This is a genomic window from Chondrinema litorale, assembly GCF_026250525.1.
Lineage (GTDB): Bacteria > Bacteroidota > Bacteroidia > Cytophagales > Flammeovirgaceae > Chondrinema > Chondrinema litorale.
Window position 1 is genome coordinate 26,649 of record NZ_CP111063.1, and the last position, 19,177, is coordinate 45,825.

Sequence of the window (19,177 nt, forward strand, 5' to 3'; positions counted from 1 at the left end):
CCCTGACCGGGTTTATTTTGTTGCCTGTATGCCGGCACCTTGCATATAAAAAAAGATTGTTATCCTGAGTCGTAAGATTCCACTTTCATATTTACGCTTGTTTTAGTTAAAAAATGAGGATTTTTTTTCCAGATATACTATAGTTGAACTTACAGGCCATACTCATGTTTTCAAGTATGTTCTTTAAAGATTCATTATGAAATTCGCCTGTAAATGGAGTAATTCTTCGATATTTTGATTTGATTTCGATTTCTACACCATACCATCGTTCCAACATCCGCTTAGACTCTTCAAATGGAGTATCATTAAAAATCAGATAGCCGTCTTTCCAGGCTATCACCTGTCGTATATCAAATGTTGAGCTGCTTGAAATACCAGTTTCTGTGTTAAAAGAGTAAGCTTCTCCCGGTATAAGATAATATGCTCCTATATCCTGTTTTACTTTTTTCTCGAAGCGATTGGTTATTTGAACTTTGCCAGTAGTTAGTGCTATGTTAATGTTACTTTCGTCTTGAAATGCTTTTATATTGAATGAAGTACCTAAAGCTTTTACCTCAATCGAATCATTCACATACACTATAAAAGGCCTTGTTTTATCTTCTGCTATGTTAAAAAAGGCTTCTCCATTTAAATAGACTTTCCTTTCGTTGCCTTTAAAGCCTTCTTCAAACACCAACCTACTTTCGACATTTAACTTAATCTCAGTTCCATCTGGTAATAATAGTGTTGATTTTTGTCCTTTTGGATTTTCTCTAACCTCAAGCTTTACAGATGTAATCTCATTTTTTATTTTATGCTGTTCAAGCTTATAGGTATAAAGTGATATAAAAGCTACAATAAGCACTAATGAAGCTGCAATTAAAGATGACTGACGTTTATGTCTTCTTTTCAACTCATTATGTATAGCTTCTTTCTCATCATCTTTCTGAATTCTGCGGTCTAAGTTGTAAAAAGCATTTTCTGTAAAGAAATGACTTGAAACTGAAGAATCTTCTTCATCATTTTGAAAAAAAGAACTTTCAAGATAAGCTGCACCTTCTTTGGTATTAAACCAAGAGATTACCTCTTCTGCTTCTGTTGTAGAAGCCTCATCGGCAAAATAGCGCAATATTTTATCTTTTTCAGGTCTTTTCATTATTACACATCTTGTGCTTGTGTGTATTAATGACACCGTAAAGAACAGAAAGTATTACTCACAAAAAAAAAAAGAAGCTAATTGAGCTTCTTTTAAAATTGAACAGATTACTCAATACTGCTTCTGACAAACTTATTTGCCCGATTATAATGGACTTTGACAGTATTTTCTGAGATATTAAATTGTCTGGCAATATCTTGATTTGTAAAGCCTTCAAGTTTTAGTTTTAAAACTTTCTGTCTAACAGGTGATAATGAATTAATTGATTCTTCTAACCTGCTCAAAGACTCATTAAAAATGACGGTTTCTTCTGTTGATTCAGATACAACTGGAGAGATGAGTTGCTTTTCCATATGCCTGAGAATATCTCTTTTCCTACTTCTCAGTATATTTAAACATCTGTTTTTTAAGCACTTAAATAGGTAAGCTTCAATAGAATCAATCTCATCTAGTTGTTTTTGTGACTTCCATAGATTAACAAAAACCTCCTGAACAGCATCTTCTGCCAATTCGGGAATCTTAAGTAATCTTAATGATTTTCGCAGCATTATTGGGTAAAACTGCTGAAAACATTTTTTAAAAGTCTGTGTTTCTACAGACTCCTTTTTTAGTAGTAGTTTTTCATTTCTCATATTTATGTGTGTTTCAGTTAGTATTACCTGAAAACTGAAACTATCAGATTTCAATACACAAGTTAAAAAATTTAGAATTAAATCCTATTAAGTTTTCTAAACTATATTTGAGAAAAATACCTGAAGTTTATGAATTTTTTAAAGGAAACTGGTCAAATAACTTTAAACTTGCTTAAAATAAGGTTGCTTCAAGCCTTTCGCATCTTAAAGCAATTAGGTTTACTTTATTCTATTATTTTGTTAATAATATGTTTAGTTGCAGGTGTAAATATTTTCCAACCTAATATATCTGATAACCAAGCATACATCTATACCGGCCTTTGTTTATTTACTTTAAGTTCAGTTCACTTCTCGCGCAAAGATGATTTTATACTTAACATGATAAGCAAACATGCCATATACATGATGTTATCAGAGTATATTTTGGCAACATCTCCAATATCTATTCATCTTTTAGTAAATGGAAAATATGAGGCTGTACTCATGTTATTGGTTGGCATTCTCTTGCTCATATTATTTGGAAAAAAATTCAATACAGAAAGGAAAAATCATGTGCCGCAACTCCCTTTTTTAAAATACTACGAATTCGAGTGGATTTCTGGTCTAAGACAGTCTTATTTAGTTTTGCTTTTTATCTTTATTATGGCTGCCTCACTGGTATTTGTTCCATTTCTTAGCCTTTTGTTTGTATGGTATATTTCGCTTTCTATAGCTTCTTTCTATCAAGAGTTTGAATCGATTGAAGTTCTTCTATTGCATGAGGGCACCATTAATCAGTTTTTAACAAAAAAAGTACTGATACATCTAAAAAATTATTGGATTTTCAATTTACCTGTATTGGTGCTTTACTATTTTTTTCATCCAGAACACTGGCTTATCTTATTACTTTTAATAGTTTTTATCACACTTGGGCTCATTTTCACAATTTTGAACAAGTATGCCAGCTATGAACCAGCATCAACGACTGTTGGCAATAGTGTTTTAATTACTATTGTATTCGGGAGTGTTTTAATACCTTTTTTTGCTCCTGTTCCTGTATTTCTAATTTTCAGAAAATACTTTGCTGCTAAAACTAACTTAAATAGCTACTTTAAAAGGTAAATATCTAAAAGATCACTTTTTCCACTTTCTCTTTTTCCTTATTGTAAAAAGAAACATATACATTCTCGCTACCAAATACAATCTCTGCATAAGACAGTTCAGACTCTATTGTCAAATGATTTTCTGCAACCAATTCTATCACATATTGAGCTTTCTTATCAAAAATGATAATGGGAGTTTCTCCTTTTAGCATGTACAAATCATCACCGATCTCTTCTAAAGTAATGCCCTTTACTTTTAATGTTGCTTTTACTCTCTCAGAAGTTTTAATATTATGGTCTCCTGCAAAAGCTGAAGAAGCTATTAATGAAAAAAATAGGATGGATGTAGTTAGATAGTATATTAAGTATTTCATAGTAATTAGTGTTAGCTTAACTATCGAATTACTACATTTATACCAAATAAACCCTATTTTTTAAAGCACTGGAAACCAGTTATTTGCAATAATGAGAAAAATTCCATTTTATAGACAAATTCCCATTTTAGGAAAAAAATCTAATTTTAAAACAAACTTCTCTGCTTTCCAGTAATTCTAAAATTACCTTCGTCTCCTTGTATATAATACCCCTTTTGCTGGGCAACCCATTCTATAAAATCCTGATCTCTCTCAGGCAATCTTTCATCTGCTATAAATACCCTAAACCAAAACTGAGTATCCTTGTTTTTTAAATCAATTTCGCCGTTTTTAAAGAGTCTGCTACGCACATATGAGTTCTTCTTTGCATAACTTATAAAATCTTTCCAGTCCTGCTCATTTGCATTTTCTACAAGATTATTTGTAAGGTTCTCTCTAAAAGCATCATACTCTGCTGTAAACTGCTCTAATAATACTTTTTCTCTTTCCCTTTGCCTTTTTATTTCTTCCTGTTTGGTTTTCTTCTCTAATTCGCTTTCAGCCAACTCTTTTTCAATTGGAGAAACCACCTCAACTTCATCAATAATTAAAGTTTTTAGATATGCGCCGGAATTTCTTATTTTACCTTCTTTAAATCTATCTTTTGTGTATTGGATTTTCTCTTCTAACTCAGCTTTACTATACTCTCTCACAAAGGCAGCAGCCTCTTTCTCGGTAATTCCCATCTCAATCATTTGAGAAACCAAAGCTTGATGTTCTTCATCGGGATTCCAATGTCTGTTATTGAAGAATTCAATTTTCTTCTGACGTTTAATCACAAACTTAATACTATCAACTTTTCTCCCCTCTTTAATCTCAGAAAACACAAAAGATATATCACAATGGTTTGTTAAATCTTTCTGGGCTTGCTCTATCACTCTTTTCTTAAAATAATTATAGCTGCGGTATTTGGTTTCAATACCTAACATCTGTTTTATTCTTGCAACTTTTTCTACCCTATAGCCGATCTTTTCATATTGCTTTAATAACTCATAAATCCTCATAGAATGAGTACTTTTAAGTGAAAGCACATTGTAATCGTAAAAACTCGTAAATCTCTCTTTTAAATCAATCAGATGCGGTTTAAGGTCTGGAGCAAATTTTAGTTCAATAATCCCTTTTTTATTTTTGTGACTAGCTCTTGCTAAAAACGGGAACTGATCCAAATCACCATTATCATGTCTAACTCTCACAATTCGCTTCATCAACCTTTGTACGATCTCTTCCATTCGCACATAAAGTGCATCTGAATCTACCCCAACAATATCCTGAAAGTCTCTAATACGCATCCTGTAGGTCTTAAAGTCTTCATCTCCCTTTTTCACCTGCATAGCCATCAGATAAATAATTTTCATCTCTATTGGGGATAAATTGTATTCAGCATTTACTAAGTAATTACTTTTTACAATTAGCTTTCTATTTCCAGGAATTGCCACTATTTCGTTTGTCATGATGAAATGAGAGTTATTAATCATCAAAGTAAAAGGCTGAGTTTGTAATTGCAACATGTAAAAGCAACATAGATACAAATTTCACTTTCAAGATGTTGCTTTTGGGACTTTTTTACTTTCAAAGTGTTGTTTTTCGCGTTAAAAATCCAAAATAGAGCTCCTTTCCAACTCTTTAAAAGCAACATTTTTTAGAAAAGAACACAATAGCTCAATTTTACTTATCCATTCCTTAGTTTCTGTCTATTTATAGAGAATAAAACAACTAAATGGAAGATAAATTTAGCTTTATCTTATGGTTACACATTGTTAAATACCTTCAAAATGTTGCTTTTAAGGTTTATTCGTGTTTCCCACTTTCAAAGCGTTGCTTTTCACTTACTAGTTATGAATAAGCCAAAGTATTTACTTCCAAAACGTTGCTTTTAAACAGGAATACCAGATAAGTGACTTTCAGAATGTTGCTTTTACTACCTCGGTACTGTCAAGAAAGTCAATAATACTTTCAAAGTGTTGCTTTATATGGAGTAAATACTGCTCTGAAGTGAATAAGCAAACATTAAACTTTCAGAATGTTGCTTTTAGAGGGTGAACTTTCTTTAAGTTGCTTATGACTTTCATTTAGTTGTTTTAGAAATTTCAATTTGTTGCTTTACACTTTCAATTTGTTGTATTTAACATTCAAAGTGTTGTTTTATACTTCCTTTAGGTTGCTTTTAGTACTTATATAGTGCTGATTATCAGTAAATTACAAGCAGATAAAATATATAAAACTATTAAAACTGTTAAAACAACATTAAAATAGGAAAAGAAGACATGTTGAGTTATAAGAAATATGTTGATATGTTTTAGTTATATAGATAACTAATGCATAGGATGAAAATATACTTGATAGAAAGTTGAAAAAATGGGGCACTCTCACTAAAAAATGGATTTTGTTTTAGACCTAACATATTAATAGATTTCCTCTATTTTAACTTTACTAAACAAATGCAGTCTTTCTTTTTCAGCGATATTGATATCGTGTACTATCTGAGTAGTTGGATTGTATAGAACTTCAAAAAAGTTATACCCTACTCTATAAAGTAACAATTCATATTTACCAAATGGAATGCTATTAATGTATTCACCTTGAGGGAAAACTAAATCACCTTTTTTGGATAACGGCAAGTTATTAAATTTTTCTGATGTCATATTAGTAGTTTAGTTATTTTGGTTTTCTAACGTGATTATTTCAAAAAAGATAAATCTGTTTAGCATTTGTTAAATATTTTATTTTATCAAATTTATCTTACGTGTAATTTTTTCGATAAAAATTAATTTTTGCCTTAAGATTTAACTTTTGAATAAAATAATAACTTTATATTAACAAGTAGATTATGATAACAGTTCTTAGAGGATGATTTTATCTTATATACTGGATTGAGATTTAAATATATATTTATTTTCTTGTAATACTATTTTTTTAATACTTTAATCCATCTTTTTATTTAAAATTATTGATCATATTGTGTGTTTGAGTTTTAGGTTCTCTTTTAAATATTCAGATAGATAAATCTATTTAAAATTTTAATATTCACATTATCAGTTACTTATATTGCTTATTTAGGTATACCTAAAGGTGTATTTGATTGTATAGTTAAAAGTATAGTAATAAGTATTTATATGAGTATCTTTTAAAGTGTAGTATTAAGTACTCCGATACCTATAGCGGTAGGTATTGAGGTAAGTATTATTATTGGTGTGTTTATACTAATTCTTGTTGTTATACTAATAGATATTCCTATATTTGTACCGGTGTTTACACCAATATATATATGTATTTTAATAGGTAGTATTATTCTAACAGGTAGCTGTATTATATTTTAAATAATGATTACAATTGCGATAGTCAATAACAAAGGCGGAGTTTCTAAGACAACTACTGCTGTAAATGTGGGAGCTGGTTTAGCTAAAAAGGGTAAAAAAGTATTACTGGTTGACCTAGATGGTCAAGCTAATTTAAGCCAAAGTTTAGGTGTTGGTTTAAATGGTAAAAGTATTTATGGTGTGTTTAAAGGTTCGCATGGAATTGAGCCAAAAGAGATTAATAAAAACCTTCATGTAATGCCTGCTTCTGAATCATTATCAGAACTTGAGCTTGAATTAGTATCTGAATTTGAGCGTGAGAAATTTCTTAAATACGCTTTGGATGAGGTGAAGAAAAATTATGACTTTGCAATTATCGATTGCGGTCCCTCAAAAGGCTTACTCACTGTAAATGCACTTACAGCATGTGATGATATCATTATTCCGCTGCAATCCGAATTTTTAGCAATGCAAGGGGTAAAGTCACTTACAGATCTTGTTTTTAAAGTTAAAAAATCCTTAAATCCAACTGTAAGAATTTTGGGCGTTCTTATCACCATGTATGATAAGAGGAAGATTCTCAACAAAAGTGTTGCTTCTGAGATAAGTCAGCATTATCCTGTATTTGATACATTCATTAGAGAGAATGTTTCTTTAGCTGAAGCACCCACTTCTAAGCTTGATATTTTTAAATATGCACCTAAAAGTATGGGGGCAAAAGATTATTCTAATTTAACAGAAGAAATACTGAGTAAATATGAGTAAAAAGTTAAATGTAAGCGGTCTTTTTAGTTCTGATCCTTTACCAGAAGAGGATGTGCCTGAGGTTATCGAAAAAAAGGAAGAGCCAGAAAAAAAAGTAGTCAACCGAAAACCTACTGCAAAAACATCTCAACGCACTAGTCAAAAAGTTGTCTCAGAAAAGCCAAAAGAGGCAGTAGTAACAAAGAAGGTAGAGGTTGAAGAAGTTTCTGAAGAACCTAAAAATGTAAATCTCAAACTTAATCTGGGTAAAATCAAAAAAAAGAAACCCATTGATTATATCAGTTTTAAGTTAAAACGAGATGTGCATAATCATCTAACTAAGATTGCTAAAAAAGAAAATATCGATTATACAGGTAATTTAATCCATCTGATTTTAGAAGATTTTATTAAGCAATACAATCAGGATGATTAATTGCATTTTATAAATGTTTTTGTAGGATTTAAGCAAGAAAATCTATTTAAACGAAAACATCTATCTAAACAAATGAAAGTTTCTAAAAACGCTTAATTTCTACTTATGGAAGAGGTACAACTCTTTTTTGATGATAGACATATTCGTACTGTTTTTTCAGAAGACGATGGTATTTACTACCTGGTAATGGTTGATGTTATTGATGTATTAACTGATAGTGCACGCGCATCTGATTACTGGTATAGACTAAAAAGAAGAGAGAAAGCGCAATCTGGTGTCGACTTATCGACTTTTTGTCGACAACTGAAAGTGGAAGGCTCCGATAAAAAGTCTTATGCAATGGAATGTGCTGCCAGAGAGGGTTTATTTAGGATAATTCAGTCGATACCTTCCCCTAAAGCAGAACCATTTAAAAGATGGTTGTCAGAAACAGCAATAACCTATCTGGATGAAAAAAGCAACAAGCGAATTCATGCATATAATAAGCTTAAAGAGAGCCAAGGGCGATTGTATGAGCGCTTAGAAGAAAGGGGAATTGGAGAAAGAGCTTTTAAACGAATATTAGGTAAAGGGGATGAGGCACTTTTTAATGGAGTAGATATTAGAGCGAAATTTGGTTTAAATAGTGATGAAGATATCGATAACTTTATTTCTCTTGTAATTCTCAAAGGAAAAGATTTTGCTATGTCGATAACTGAATTTAATATGGTTTCTAAGTCTTTAAATGATGAACTAGGTATAGGAGAGGAGCATGTTGATAGTAACCTGGATGTTAGAGAAACTTTAATGAGGCACGGTATTACTCCAGAGAACTTACCAAAAGAAGAAGATATACGGCAACTAAATGAAAGGAAAAAGGATAAAAACTTGAAAGAAAGCAGAAATGATAAGTCGATAGATGAGGGTAATAAATAGGTAATTACCAAATTGTGAACTTTTAATTTCAGGTATTAATTTTCGGAGATAAAATCCTTTTTTTGCTCAAAAACCTCAAACAATGAAGATAAAAGTTCTTTTACTATTCCTAGTTCAGTTTACCTGCTTCGGGAATTTCTCAATTGCACAAGTTATTCCGCTAATTAACGCACATTCTCACAACGATTATTCTCGCGTACCGCTATTCCCTGCACTTGAACATGGCTTTATGAGTGTAGAGGCCGATATTTTGTTGATTGAAGATGATCTATATGTAGGTCATGATATGCCAGATACAAACAAGAGAATCACATTGCCAGATTTGGAAGAAAGCTATCTTTATCCGCTAGATAGTGTAGTAAGAGCAAATGATGGTCAAGTTTACAAAAATACAGATGAACCATTATTGCTAATGATCGATGTTAAAACAGATGCAAAAGAATCTTATAAGATTTTGAACGATCAGCTTCTGGACTATAAAGATATGTTGACCTATTGGGAAGGTGACAAGGTGCACGAAGGGCCGATTCTTATATTTATTTCTGGTAATAGAGATTTTGAAGGAATTACAAAAGAAGCAACCCGTTTAGTTGCTTTAGACGGTAGACCAAGTGATTTGGGTAAAGGTTATTCCACGGCAATGATGCCTGTGATTAGTGAAGACTTTGCCAAAGTATGTAAATGGAATGGCAAAGGTGAAATAAAACCAAAAGAGTTTGAAAAGATTAAAACACTTGCTGATAAAACACATGCCGAAGGAAAAAGGCTGAGGTTATGGGCAACTCCAGAGGGAGAGCACGTATGGAAGATGTTGTTAGATGCCGGTGTGGATATACTTAATGCCGATGATCTGGGAAAACTTCAAGATTTCTTGTTAAATCGCGCTAATAAATAGCATTAATAAAAGCGGCTAAGAAATGAAACTTAGCCGCTTTTTGTATCAAGATTTTTCTAATAGTTTAACTGATGCTGAATTAATACAATAACGCAAACCACTAGGCTCGGGTCCATCAGGAAAGATATGTCCTAAATGAGCGTCACAAGAATTACACATCACTTCAACCCTTATCATCCCAAAACTGGTATCTTTTTCATACTTAATAGCATTGTCTTTTACAGGTTGTGTAAAACTTGGCCAACCAGTACCAGAATCAAACTTTAATGTTGAGTCAAAGAGTAATGTATTGCAACATGTGCATGCATACTTGCCTGGTTCATGGCTTTCACAATAGGCACCAGTAAAAGCTCTTTCAGTTCCTTTTTGCCGAGTTATATAGTATTGATCTGCACTAAGTAAAGACTTCCATTCTTTTTCAGTCTTTTCAACTCTTTTGTCTGGTTCAGGATTTCCTTTCTCTGCAAAATGTATTACGTCTTTCCAGGTTAGCATAACTTTTTTAATATTTTAACCCCTTACAGGGGATTAAGTTTATTTTTTAATTTTCATATAAACTGCATTTTACAATACTCAGCAGTTATATGCAGCTTTAAAGATGCTGTATCTTTTCAATTTTTGAATTAAGTTGCAGCTTTAACTAGCTTCAGAATCAATATATTCAAAAATCTTGGTTCAACTCCTGTTTCATTAATAATTTTATATATTTCATTTTTACAGTTTATACATCTAAAATACTAATGCAAAGAAGGAAATTTTTACTAGATACCACTTTAGGAGGTTTTTTCATATTATCAGGTTTAAGCAGTTGTGTTTCAAACGAAGATAAAGCTGTAGCAACAAAATCTATTCAAAGTAGTTCTGGCGGAGTATCGCCATTTGAATTAGAAGAAATAACTGTTGCCGAATTGCAAAAAAGTATGGAATCGGGTGAGTACACTGCCAAATCTATTACCCAAATGTATTTGGATAGAATTGCAGAGGTTGATCAATCAGGTCCAGAATTAAATTCAGTAATAGAAGTAAATCCAGATGCTTTATCAATTGCAGAAACGCTTGACAAAGAAAGAAGTGAAGGAAAAGTAAGAGGGCCTTTGCATGGTATTCCTATTCTAGTAAAAGACAATGTTGATACTGGAGATAAAATGCAAACAACTGCCGGAACTTTGGTTTTAGAAGGTTCCATTGCTCCAGACGATGCATTTATTATAAAACAGCTCAGAGAGGCTGGTGCAGTATTGTTAGGTAAAACCAATTTAAGCGAATGGGCTAACTTCCGTTCTTCACGCTCTTCTAGCGGATGGAGTGGGAGAGGGCGCCAAACTCGTAACCCCTATATATTAGATAGAAACCCTTGTGGTTCAAGTGCTGGTTCAGGTGTGGCAGTTTCTGCTAATTTATGTGCCATTGCTATTGGTACAGAAACCAACGGGTCTATTGTTTGTCCGTCTTCTACAAATGGCGTAGTTGGAATTAAGCCAACAGTAGGTGCATGGAGTCGCTCAGGTATTATTCCTATTTCTCATACACAAGATACTGCTGGGCCAATGGGTAGAACAGTTACAGATGCAGCAACCTTATTAGGAGCTTTAACTGGTGTAGATAGTGAAGATGCAGTTACCTCTAAAAGCGAAGGGAAAGTTTATAAAGATTATACACAGTTTTTAGACGCGAATGGACTGCAAGGTAAAAAGATTGGAGTGTTAAGAAGTTCAATGGGATTTCATGAGAAGGTAGATAAGATAATGGAAGAAGCCTTTGAAGCCATGAAAAGCCAAGGAGCAGAAATTATAGACCCCGTAGAGATTGAAACCAGTAGAGAATATGGAAGAGCAGGTTATCAAGTATTATTATACGAATTTAAAGATGGTGTAAATAAATACTTAAAAGGTTTGGGTGAAAATGCACCAGTAAAAAGCCTAAAAGAAGTAATTGCTTTTAACAAAGCAAATGCAGACAGATCGATGCCCTATTTTCAGCAGGAGATATTAGAGGCAGCGGAAGAAAAAGGAGATTTGGAAAGCAAGGAATATAAAGATGCACTAGAAAAAGTATTAAAGTTTTCAAGAGAAGAAGGAATTGATGCTGCATTAGCAAAATACGGTATTGATGCTATAATAGCACCAACAGGTGGACCTGCTTGGCCAATAGATGTAATTAATGGCGATCATTTTGGAGGAGGTAGTTCTTCGCTTGCAGCAAGGGCTGGTTATCCTAATATTACTGTTCCAGCAGGTTTTATAAATGGTTTACCAGTGGGAATTTCCATATTTTCTGGTGCTTATAGGGAACCGGAGCTCATTGGAATGGCTTATGCTTTTGAGCAGGCAACAAAGGTAAGAAAAGCACCTAAATTTATTCCAACGCTGAAAATGGAGTAATTTTTTAGAGATTCCTGCTACTGATAAAGAAGAGAAAAACATAATAAGCTATGGACGAGATACAAACAGGATTAACAACACTAGAAAAAAAACTGAAGTCCGGTAAAAAACAATTAACCATAGGCGATGCAGCATCTATTTCAGCAATTAATATGGATGATGCCAAACACGCTTTGGATCAGTTACTAGAGAAATATGAAAGTAAGTTAAAGGTTACCGAAAACGGTGACCTTATTTACGATTTCGGCAAAACCCTACAACGTAGAGGCAAGAAGACTTTTAAAGAAATATGGGAAGAGGTAAAAGCAACATCTTGGAAGGTTTTTAAATTTCTTTTCCGTATCTGGATTACGATTACACTGGTTGTGTATTTTGTAATCTTTTTGGTTTTAATGATCGGCTTAGTGGTAGTAAGCCTCTCGAAAGGTGGGGACGACGATGATAGCCCTTTTGATAGAGGTGGCAGTGGAGGAGGAATCGGCTTCTTCAAAATGTATTTAATAATGGATTTATTCAGCGACTTATTTATGTATAATACAGTAAGTCGAAGAACCATTTACAGAACCGATCCCAGAGGTTACCGCTACAAAGAATATGAGCCAATTGGTAGAAAATCTAAAAGTGGAGAAACCAAGAAAAGCTTTGTCGCTTCTGTGTATGATTTTGTTTTTGGACCACCAAGAGTAGAACCCAACCCACTAGAGAATTACAAAGAAGTAGCCACTTACCTTCGTGAGAAAAAAGCGGTAATGGTTCAGTCTGAAATTATCGGATTGGCTGGTTGGAAAAAAGACGAAGCTGAAGATTTCTTTACAGAATGTCTGGTTAAATACAATGGTAAAGCAGAAATAACAGATAAAGGTATTTTGTATGGTGCTTTTGACGATTTGGTAAGAGGCAATAGCGATTTATCAAACGAACAAGAGGTTGAATGGTACTGGGATGAATACGAAGCTCCTTACAGACAGTCAGGCAACAAATCTACCAGAAATGTAATTATAGGAGGGATGAGTGCTGTAAACCTTGTGGTTTCATTTAAGATTATGCAAGGTTGGTTGTTAGAGATTTTACCAGGTATACCAATGGATACTGCTAGCTTAGCAACTATTTTTTTAGGGTATGTGCCGTTTGTATTTAGCTTAATATTCTTCCTTGTTCCTGGAGTGAGGTACCTTCAAAATAAGAAAAGAAACAACAAAATACGTTTAAATAATATCCGTAAAAGATTGATGAAAATAGTATTTCAATCTCCAAACGGAATAGTTCAGGAAGAAAGATTGATGCAAATTGTAAATCAGGCAGAGAAGGGAGAAGAGCAATTAGATAGAGATCAGGTAAAGGCGATTATGGAAGATTTGATTTATGATCTGGGAGGAGAACTAAAAGTGAGTGAAGAAGGAGAGCTTGCCTACTATTTTGAAAATCTGAAAGAAGAAATGGAAGAAATAAAGTCAATTCGTGCTAGTAGAAGGGACGATAGCAATTTAGGAGAGATTGTTTTTGATAGTGGAAATCCCTAGAAAAAATAAAAAGCAACAGATTGAAAGTCAAATTAGGGATTGAATTTTGATATTGCTTACCTTTACGATGTGAAGAATTGAGTAAGATAATTTTTTAAGATGGAAGAAATTCAGGCCTGGAACGCGTTCAGGAAAGGTGACAAACTCGCATTCGAAAAGATTTATAATGATCATATTCGTATTTTATACAAATATGGTAGTCGTTTTACTACAGATTCTGCATTAGTTGAAGATTGCATCCAAGAGCTCTTTCTCGATTTATGGAATAAAAGAGACAGAATTGGTGATACCGACTCTGTAAAGAGATATCTATTGGGTGCACTTAGAAGGCGTATTATTCGCAAACTTCAACAAAAAACACCACTTAACGCACATGTAGATACAGAGAATTACGACTTTCAATTAGAAGCTAATCTCGAAGAAATCCTCATCAACTCAGAGCTGCAAGACGAGAAGAAAAGAAAGGTGACCCAGGCCTTTGAAAAATTGTCTAAAAGACAAAAAGAAGTAATCTACCTAAAATATTATCAAGAACTTAGTTACAAAGAAATCGAAGAAGCATTGGGTATCAATTACCAGTCGGTAAGAAACCTATTACACAATGCTTTAAAATCGATAAAAGCGGTATTACCTCAGATAATAAATGTAATAATATTATTATTTATAAATTTATTTAACTGATTACCAGTGAGTTAATAATTTTTTTAAGAAAAGTTGAAAATTTGTGAGTACATAGTTAAAAAACTAGTCTTACTTGATTAAATAAGAAAAAGAATGTTAAATAATTCAGAAAAATATCGCCAATACGAAGCAGAGGATTTCGCTGCCGATGAAGCTTTTCTGGCTTGGGTAAAATCAGGCAAAGGAGGGGGAGATTGGGAGAGCTGGTTATCGGTACATTCTGAAAAGCAACAGGCAGTAGAACAGGCAAAGAGTCTGATTTCTTTAATGCATGCAAAAGATACTGAACTTGATATTAGTCAAGATAAGATCAACAATATGTGGGCAAAAATACAATCTGGCATGCATGAGGATACTGTAATAGAAAAAGAGACTGAAACACCTGTTATACAATTAAATCAGAATAACAATTCTACTAGTAATAATAAAAATACATGGAGATATGCTATGCCAGCTGCGGCTTCCATTTTGTTGCTTTTAGGATTTTTCTGGTGGTGGTCATCAAATACCGACAAAAATTTCGAAACGGGAGTTGGTGAACAATTGGCTGTTACTTTACCAGATGGATCTGTAGTTACCTTAAATGCAGAATCTAAAATTAGCTTTAACGAGCAAAGCTGGAAAGACGAGAGAAAAGTAGATTTAGACGGCGAAGCTTTCTTTGAAGTAAAGAAAGGTGAAAAATTTACGGTAGAAACTTCTCAGGGAAATGTAAGAGTAATGGGTACTAGCTTTAATGTATTTGAAAGAGCTCAAAGATTCGAAGTAGCTTGTTATACAGGTAAAGTTGGTGTAACGAATAGTAAAGCAGATATAGAAGAGGTATTAACTCCGGGAAATAAGGTATCGATTGTAAACAACAAAGTTCAGCGAAGTGATTTTAAACCAGAAGGTACAGTAGCTTGGAGAACAGGAGTGTTTAGGTTTGAAGATGTATCATTAATTGAAGTGCTGGATGAGTTGCAAAGACAATACGGTTTTGAAGTGAAAGTGAACACGGATATAAAGGATAGAAAATATTCAGGGTCGTTTACTAGTGAAGATCTTGATGAAGCGTTAAAAATGATTTGTTTGCCTATGGAACTGGAATATAAGATAGCTGAAGACAGCCTGCTTATTGTTATTGAAGAGGACTAGAACAACTTTCCTGTTGTATGAAAGCCTCGGTGGATAAGCTGAAAAGCAAACTATACTTTGTTATAACACTCTTAATTTTGAGTGTAATGGGAAGAGTATGCCCGATTCAAGCACAGGATAAAGTTGAGGTAAACGAAGAGTTTAACGAAGCGCCGCTTACAGAAGTGATCCAGAAAATGAAACAAAATTATAATCTGGAAATAGCTTTTGAAAAGGCAGTAATAGAAGAAATAAAAGTAAATGCCAGCATTAAAAATGCTTCTTTAGAAAAAGCCTGGGAATACATTTTAGATGACACCGGACTTGAATACATACTGTTGGCAAAGAATAGATTAGTAATAAGAAGAAGTAAAAATACTGAAGTAAAAGATTCCGGTTTATCGGTTTCCGAAAACGGGAATAAGTTTGTATTAACTGGTATTATAAAAGATAGTGAAACAGGAGAGGCAATACCATATGCGACAGTATGGTTGCCAGACAGAAAAGAGGGGACAGTGGCAAATCAGGAAGGATATTTTTCCTTAACAGCCAGTGGTGTAAATCCAGATAGTATTAGAATTAGCCATTTGGGTTATCAATCTAATACCATCAGTCTTCAGGCTTTTAAGCAGGGTTTAATGGAAGTACAACTTACCAGTTCTCCCGCTTATTTAAAAGAAGTAGAGGTTTCAAATACACCACCTGAGATTATCGATATGAATGGTGAGTCGGGGCAGGTAACTATAAATCCGAAAGAGGTTTCTAAGTTACCGCAAATTGGAGAGAAAGATATTTTCAGAAGTTTACAACTGTTACCGGGTATTAGTATTTCTAACGAAAACGCTTCGGGCTTGCAAGTTAGAGGAGGGTTACCCGATCAGAACCTGGTTATTTTTGATGGTTTTACTATTTATCACCTAGATCACCTTTTTGGTTTTTTCAGCTCAATTAACATGAATGCTGTAAAAGACATAAGAATGTACAAAGGTGGTTTCGATGCCAGATATGGTGGTAGAATATCCAGCGTATTGGATATCACCGGAAAAACAGGAAATAAATACAAACCTTCTGTGAATATAGGTTTAAATATGCTGAGTGCCGATGTTACAGCTGAAGCACCATTAAGCGATAAACTTACTGCACTAGTTTCTTTCAGAAGGTCATATACAGATATAGTGCAGACGCCGCTCTTTGACAAGATATATAATTACGCAGAGTTCGATGTACCAGAGCTTAGTGTAGGTTTTAACAGGAGGAACACACCTGAAGATGTAGATGATAATTACTACTATTATGATGTACATTCTAAACTCAGCTGGAATCCGACTGAAAAAGATGTAATTTCTTTTAGCTTCTACAGAGGTAAAGACGATTATTTCCAAAGTGAAAATATTTGGCTTAAGTCTCTAAACAAAGAAGCAGTAGAAACAAAATCTGAAGACTATATACTATCAAATACTGGTGCAGGTATAAAATGGAGTAGATACTGGAACGAAAGACTATTTAGTACAGCGAGTGTAGGATATTCTAAATACAACAAAGATTACTACACTAATATTTCTAGCTCCTTTATGGAATACGACAGTTTAAATGCTAACAGTATTTCAATAGGGAGATATAATGAACTGAAAGAGCTTGCGGCCAGGCTTGATTTTGAATATCATCTGAACACTAAAAATCTGGTTGACTTCGGAGTATTCCTTGTGAATAATGACATCAGCTATGAAGACAATGTAATAGGTAGTAGTAATACAAAAATATTAGGAACTGAAGGTATGCAGGCAGGTTTTTTTGCCCAGAATACTTTTAAGCCAGTTAATAATTTAAGTATTACAGCCGGTTTAAGGAACACCTATTACTCAGCCACTAACAAATTCCACCTTGCTCCCAGATTATCATTAACCTGGGAGATGTCATCAGATTTAATATTTAGTGCGTCAGCTGGTAGATATTATCAGTTTATAAGTCAGGCCGGAAGCGATTTACCAAATACCTTTAATCAGGATTTTTGGGTGCTTGCAGGAAATGGAGATGTTTCTTTGTTAACTGCCGAGCATTATCAAACAGGTTTCTTATATAAGAAAAATGACTGGACTGCAGAAATTGGGTTTTATTACAGAAACATAGATGGACTGGTAAGAGCAGGATATCAAAACCTAATGGATGCAAGTGCTTTGCGCTCAGAATGGGAGTTTCAAAGATTGATCGAAAATGGAACTGGAGCTGCAAAAGGGATGGATGTTTATCTTGGTAAACAAATGGATAATTCAGCTATTTCAGCATCTTATAGTTTAGCAAGTGTAAAAAACCAGTTTGATCAATTAAATAATGGTATAGAATTCTATGCAGATAACGATCAGCGACATGAAGTTAAATTGATGTACTTTTTGGAGTCGGGTAAATTTAATTTTTCACTAGACTGGGTATATGGATCAGGCTTGCCTTATTCGTCACCTACCCAAATAGTTTCTGAAGAAGAAGAAAGGGAGGGAAGATATGAATCTGTAACCAGAATTTTATACACCGATAAAAACAATGAGCGTTTGCCAGTCTATAATAGAATGGATGCTTCTTTAAGCTACGATTTAAAAATAGGTAAGATTTTCGGAAATGTTGGATGTTCTATATTCAACCTTTACGATAGAGATAATGTAGGTAGTAGGTCTTTCATTTACGATAAACAAGATATTTATAATAACAACCAGGAGCAGCAGCAGATACAGCGTTTGTTTTATTATGACCAGTATTTGTTAGGACGATCGTTCAGTTTATTCCTGAATTTGAAATTTTAACTTTATAACAAAGTGTATTCAATGCAATCCTAGTGTTATTTTGTTCCGGATATCTATCCTGATAGGTTAAAATTAATTTTTGCGGCATATGAAATACTATGAAAAATCAAAGTTTGAGATTTTCATGGGCTAGATAAAAATGTGTTTTGTGAAATCAGGACTAGCTTAACTTTAAACAACTAACTATTAAAAAGATGAAAAAAATAGACTCACGCATCTTTATGGGAGCCACACTGGTTTCCTTGATTTTAATGTTTGTCTTAGCATCTTGTAGTAATACTGAAGATGAAAACGTTGACCCGGAATCTGTAATTGAAGAAACTGCTTTTACAGAAAATGTATTTACGGAACTCAAATCTGATGTTGACGATGCTGTCGACCTTTCAGAAATGAGTAATGGAAGATTTGGAAAAGGTTTTGGCCGAGGAGCTTGTGCAACCAGAACGGTAGAAGAACCAGAAGATGGTGGCTACCCGAAGGTAATTACCATAGAGTATGGAGAAGATTGTGACAATGGTTACGGAATGACAAAGAGCGGAAAGATTATTATAACCATTACAGATTCTATGAGTGTAGTTGGAGCTCAGGTAATTGAAACATTTGAAGATTTTTATGTAAATGGAAATTTGATTGAAGGTACCAGAACACGAACAATTGTAAGCGAAACAGTGTACACCTGTACTTTAAAAGGTGGTAAAATAACTACTGAAGACGGAGATGTAATTACAAGAGAATCTACCAGAACATATACACAAACTTCTGGTACAGACACAGACGATAGAAGTGATGATGTGTTTGAAATTACAGGTTCTGCAAGTGGTGTATCAGCAGAAGATGTATCGTATACGAAAACGATTACTGAGGCTCTGGTAAAATCAAATGATTGTCCGTGGATAATAAGCGGTATTATTGAAACTGTAGTAGATGGTGAAACTAGTACACTAGATTTTGGAGATGGAGAGTGTGATAATACAGCAACGCTTACTACAGAAGACGGAACAGAAGAAATTACGATGAATTATAGAATTAAAAAAAGGTCTAGGCACCATAAAGGTGATAATGACTAATAAAGGTTTGATATGTTTTAGAATGATTGACATTCAAACTCAAGATTATTTCTGATGGTAATAGTGTCAATGATC

General features: G+C 33.6%; 17 protein-coding genes. 11 read left to right on the forward strand and 6 right to left on the reverse strand.

Features of this window, described 5'->3' with window-relative positions; translation table 11 throughout:
• Positions 1 to 106: 106 nt before the first annotated feature.
• Complete coding sequence (locus OQ292_RS38730; RefSeq protein WP_284689622.1) at positions 107 to 1,135, reverse strand: FecR family protein; 1,029 nt, start codon at positions 1,133 to 1,135, stop codon at positions 107 to 109.
• Between the two features lie 107 nt (positions 1,136 to 1,242).
• Positions 1,243 to 1,767, reverse strand: a complete 525-nt coding sequence (locus tag OQ292_RS38735; protein WP_284689623.1) for an RNA polymerase sigma factor — start codon at positions 1,765 to 1,767, stop codon at positions 1,243 to 1,245.
• Between the two features lie 129 nt (positions 1,768 to 1,896).
• On the opposite strand from OQ292_RS38735, the gene OQ292_RS38740 reads away from it, so the two are divergent.
• A complete protein-coding gene (locus OQ292_RS38740; protein WP_284689624.1) occupies positions 1,897 to 2,868 on the forward strand; it encodes a hypothetical protein in 972 nt (323 codons plus the stop codon).
• Between the two features lie 4 nt (positions 2,869 to 2,872).
• Here OQ292_RS38740 and OQ292_RS38745 read toward each other — a convergent pair whose 3' ends face one another.
• The 3 genes from OQ292_RS38745 to OQ292_RS38755 form a co-directional block, all read right to left on the reverse strand.
• Entirely contained in the window at positions 2,873 to 3,223 is a 351-nt protein-coding gene (locus OQ292_RS38745; RefSeq protein ID WP_284689625.1) for a hypothetical protein, read from the reverse strand.
• Between the two features lie 146 nt (positions 3,224 to 3,369).
• A complete protein-coding gene (locus OQ292_RS38750) occupies positions 3,370 to 4,713 on the reverse strand; it encodes a replication initiation protein (protein WP_284689626.1) in 1,344 nt (447 codons plus the stop codon).
• 951 nt (positions 4,714 to 5,664) lie between these two features.
• On the reverse strand, positions 5,665 to 5,880 hold the full coding sequence (locus tag OQ292_RS38755; protein WP_284689627.1) for a hypothetical protein: 216 nt from the start codon (positions 5,878 to 5,880) through the stop codon (positions 5,665 to 5,667).
• 702 nt (positions 5,881 to 6,582) lie between these two features.
• Between OQ292_RS38755 and OQ292_RS38760 the strand changes: the two genes are divergently transcribed.
• The 4 genes from OQ292_RS38760 (at position 6,583) to OQ292_RS38775 (ending at position 9,545) form a co-directional block, all read left to right on the forward strand.
• Positions 6,583 to 7,323: a ParA family protein gene (locus OQ292_RS38760; RefSeq protein ID WP_284689628.1), complete on the forward strand. Its 741-nt coding sequence runs from the start codon at positions 6,583 to 6,585 to the stop codon at positions 7,321 to 7,323.
• Complete coding sequence (locus OQ292_RS38765; RefSeq protein ID WP_284689629.1) at positions 7,316 to 7,735, forward strand: hypothetical protein; 420 nt, start codon at positions 7,316 to 7,318, stop codon at positions 7,733 to 7,735. The genes OQ292_RS38760 and OQ292_RS38765 overlap by 8 nt, the downstream gene beginning before the upstream one ends.
• Before the next feature lie 105 nt (positions 7,736 to 7,840).
• A complete protein-coding gene (locus OQ292_RS38770) occupies positions 7,841 to 8,650 on the forward strand; it encodes a BRO family protein (RefSeq protein WP_284689630.1) in 810 nt (269 codons plus the stop codon).
• 82 nt (positions 8,651 to 8,732) lie between these two features.
• Complete coding sequence (locus OQ292_RS38775) at positions 8,733 to 9,545, forward strand: phosphatidylinositol-specific phospholipase C/glycerophosphodiester phosphodiesterase family protein (protein WP_284689631.1); 813 nt, start codon at positions 8,733 to 8,735, stop codon at positions 9,543 to 9,545.
• Positions 9,546 to 9,590: 45 nt separating this feature from the next.
• Here the strand turns inward: OQ292_RS38775 and msrB are convergent, their stop codons facing one another.
• Positions 9,591 to 10,040 carry a peptide-methionine (R)-S-oxide reductase MsrB gene (msrB, locus tag OQ292_RS38780; RefSeq protein ID WP_284689632.1) on the reverse strand — a complete coding sequence of 150 codons (450 nt, stop codon included), beginning with the start codon at positions 10,038 to 10,040 and terminating at the stop codon, positions 9,591 to 9,593.
• A 245-nt stretch (positions 10,041 to 10,285) separates the two neighbouring features.
• Between msrB and OQ292_RS38785 the strand changes: the two genes are divergently transcribed.
• The 6 genes from OQ292_RS38785 to OQ292_RS38810 all read left to right on the forward strand — a co-directional run bounded on the left by OQ292_RS38785 (position 10,286) and on the right by OQ292_RS38810 (position 19,102).
• Entirely contained in the window at positions 10,286 to 11,926 is a 1,641-nt protein-coding gene (locus OQ292_RS38785; protein ID WP_284689633.1) for an amidase, read from the forward strand.
• Positions 11,927 to 11,976: 50 nt separating this feature from the next.
• Complete coding sequence (locus tag OQ292_RS38790) at positions 11,977 to 13,446, forward strand: hypothetical protein (RefSeq protein WP_284689634.1); 1,470 nt, start codon at positions 11,977 to 11,979, stop codon at positions 13,444 to 13,446.
• A gap of 99 nt (positions 13,447 to 13,545) precedes the next feature.
• On the forward strand, positions 13,546 to 14,127 hold the full coding sequence (locus OQ292_RS38795) for an RNA polymerase sigma factor (protein ID WP_284689635.1): 582 nt from the start codon (positions 13,546 to 13,548) through the stop codon (positions 14,125 to 14,127).
• Between the two features lie 93 nt (positions 14,128 to 14,220).
• Positions 14,221 to 15,264: a FecR family protein gene (locus OQ292_RS38800; protein ID WP_284689636.1), complete on the forward strand. Its 1,044-nt coding sequence runs from the start codon at positions 14,221 to 14,223 to the stop codon at positions 15,262 to 15,264.
• Between the two features lie 17 nt (positions 15,265 to 15,281).
• Complete coding sequence (locus tag OQ292_RS38805) at positions 15,282 to 18,035, forward strand: TonB-dependent receptor domain-containing protein (RefSeq protein WP_284689637.1); 2,754 nt, start codon at positions 15,282 to 15,284, stop codon at positions 18,033 to 18,035.
• A 194-nt stretch (positions 18,036 to 18,229) separates the two neighbouring features.
• On the forward strand, positions 18,230 to 19,102 hold the full coding sequence (locus OQ292_RS38810) for a hypothetical protein (protein WP_284689638.1): 873 nt from the start codon (positions 18,230 to 18,232) through the stop codon (positions 19,100 to 19,102).
• Positions 19,103 to 19,177: the final 75 nt, after the last annotated feature.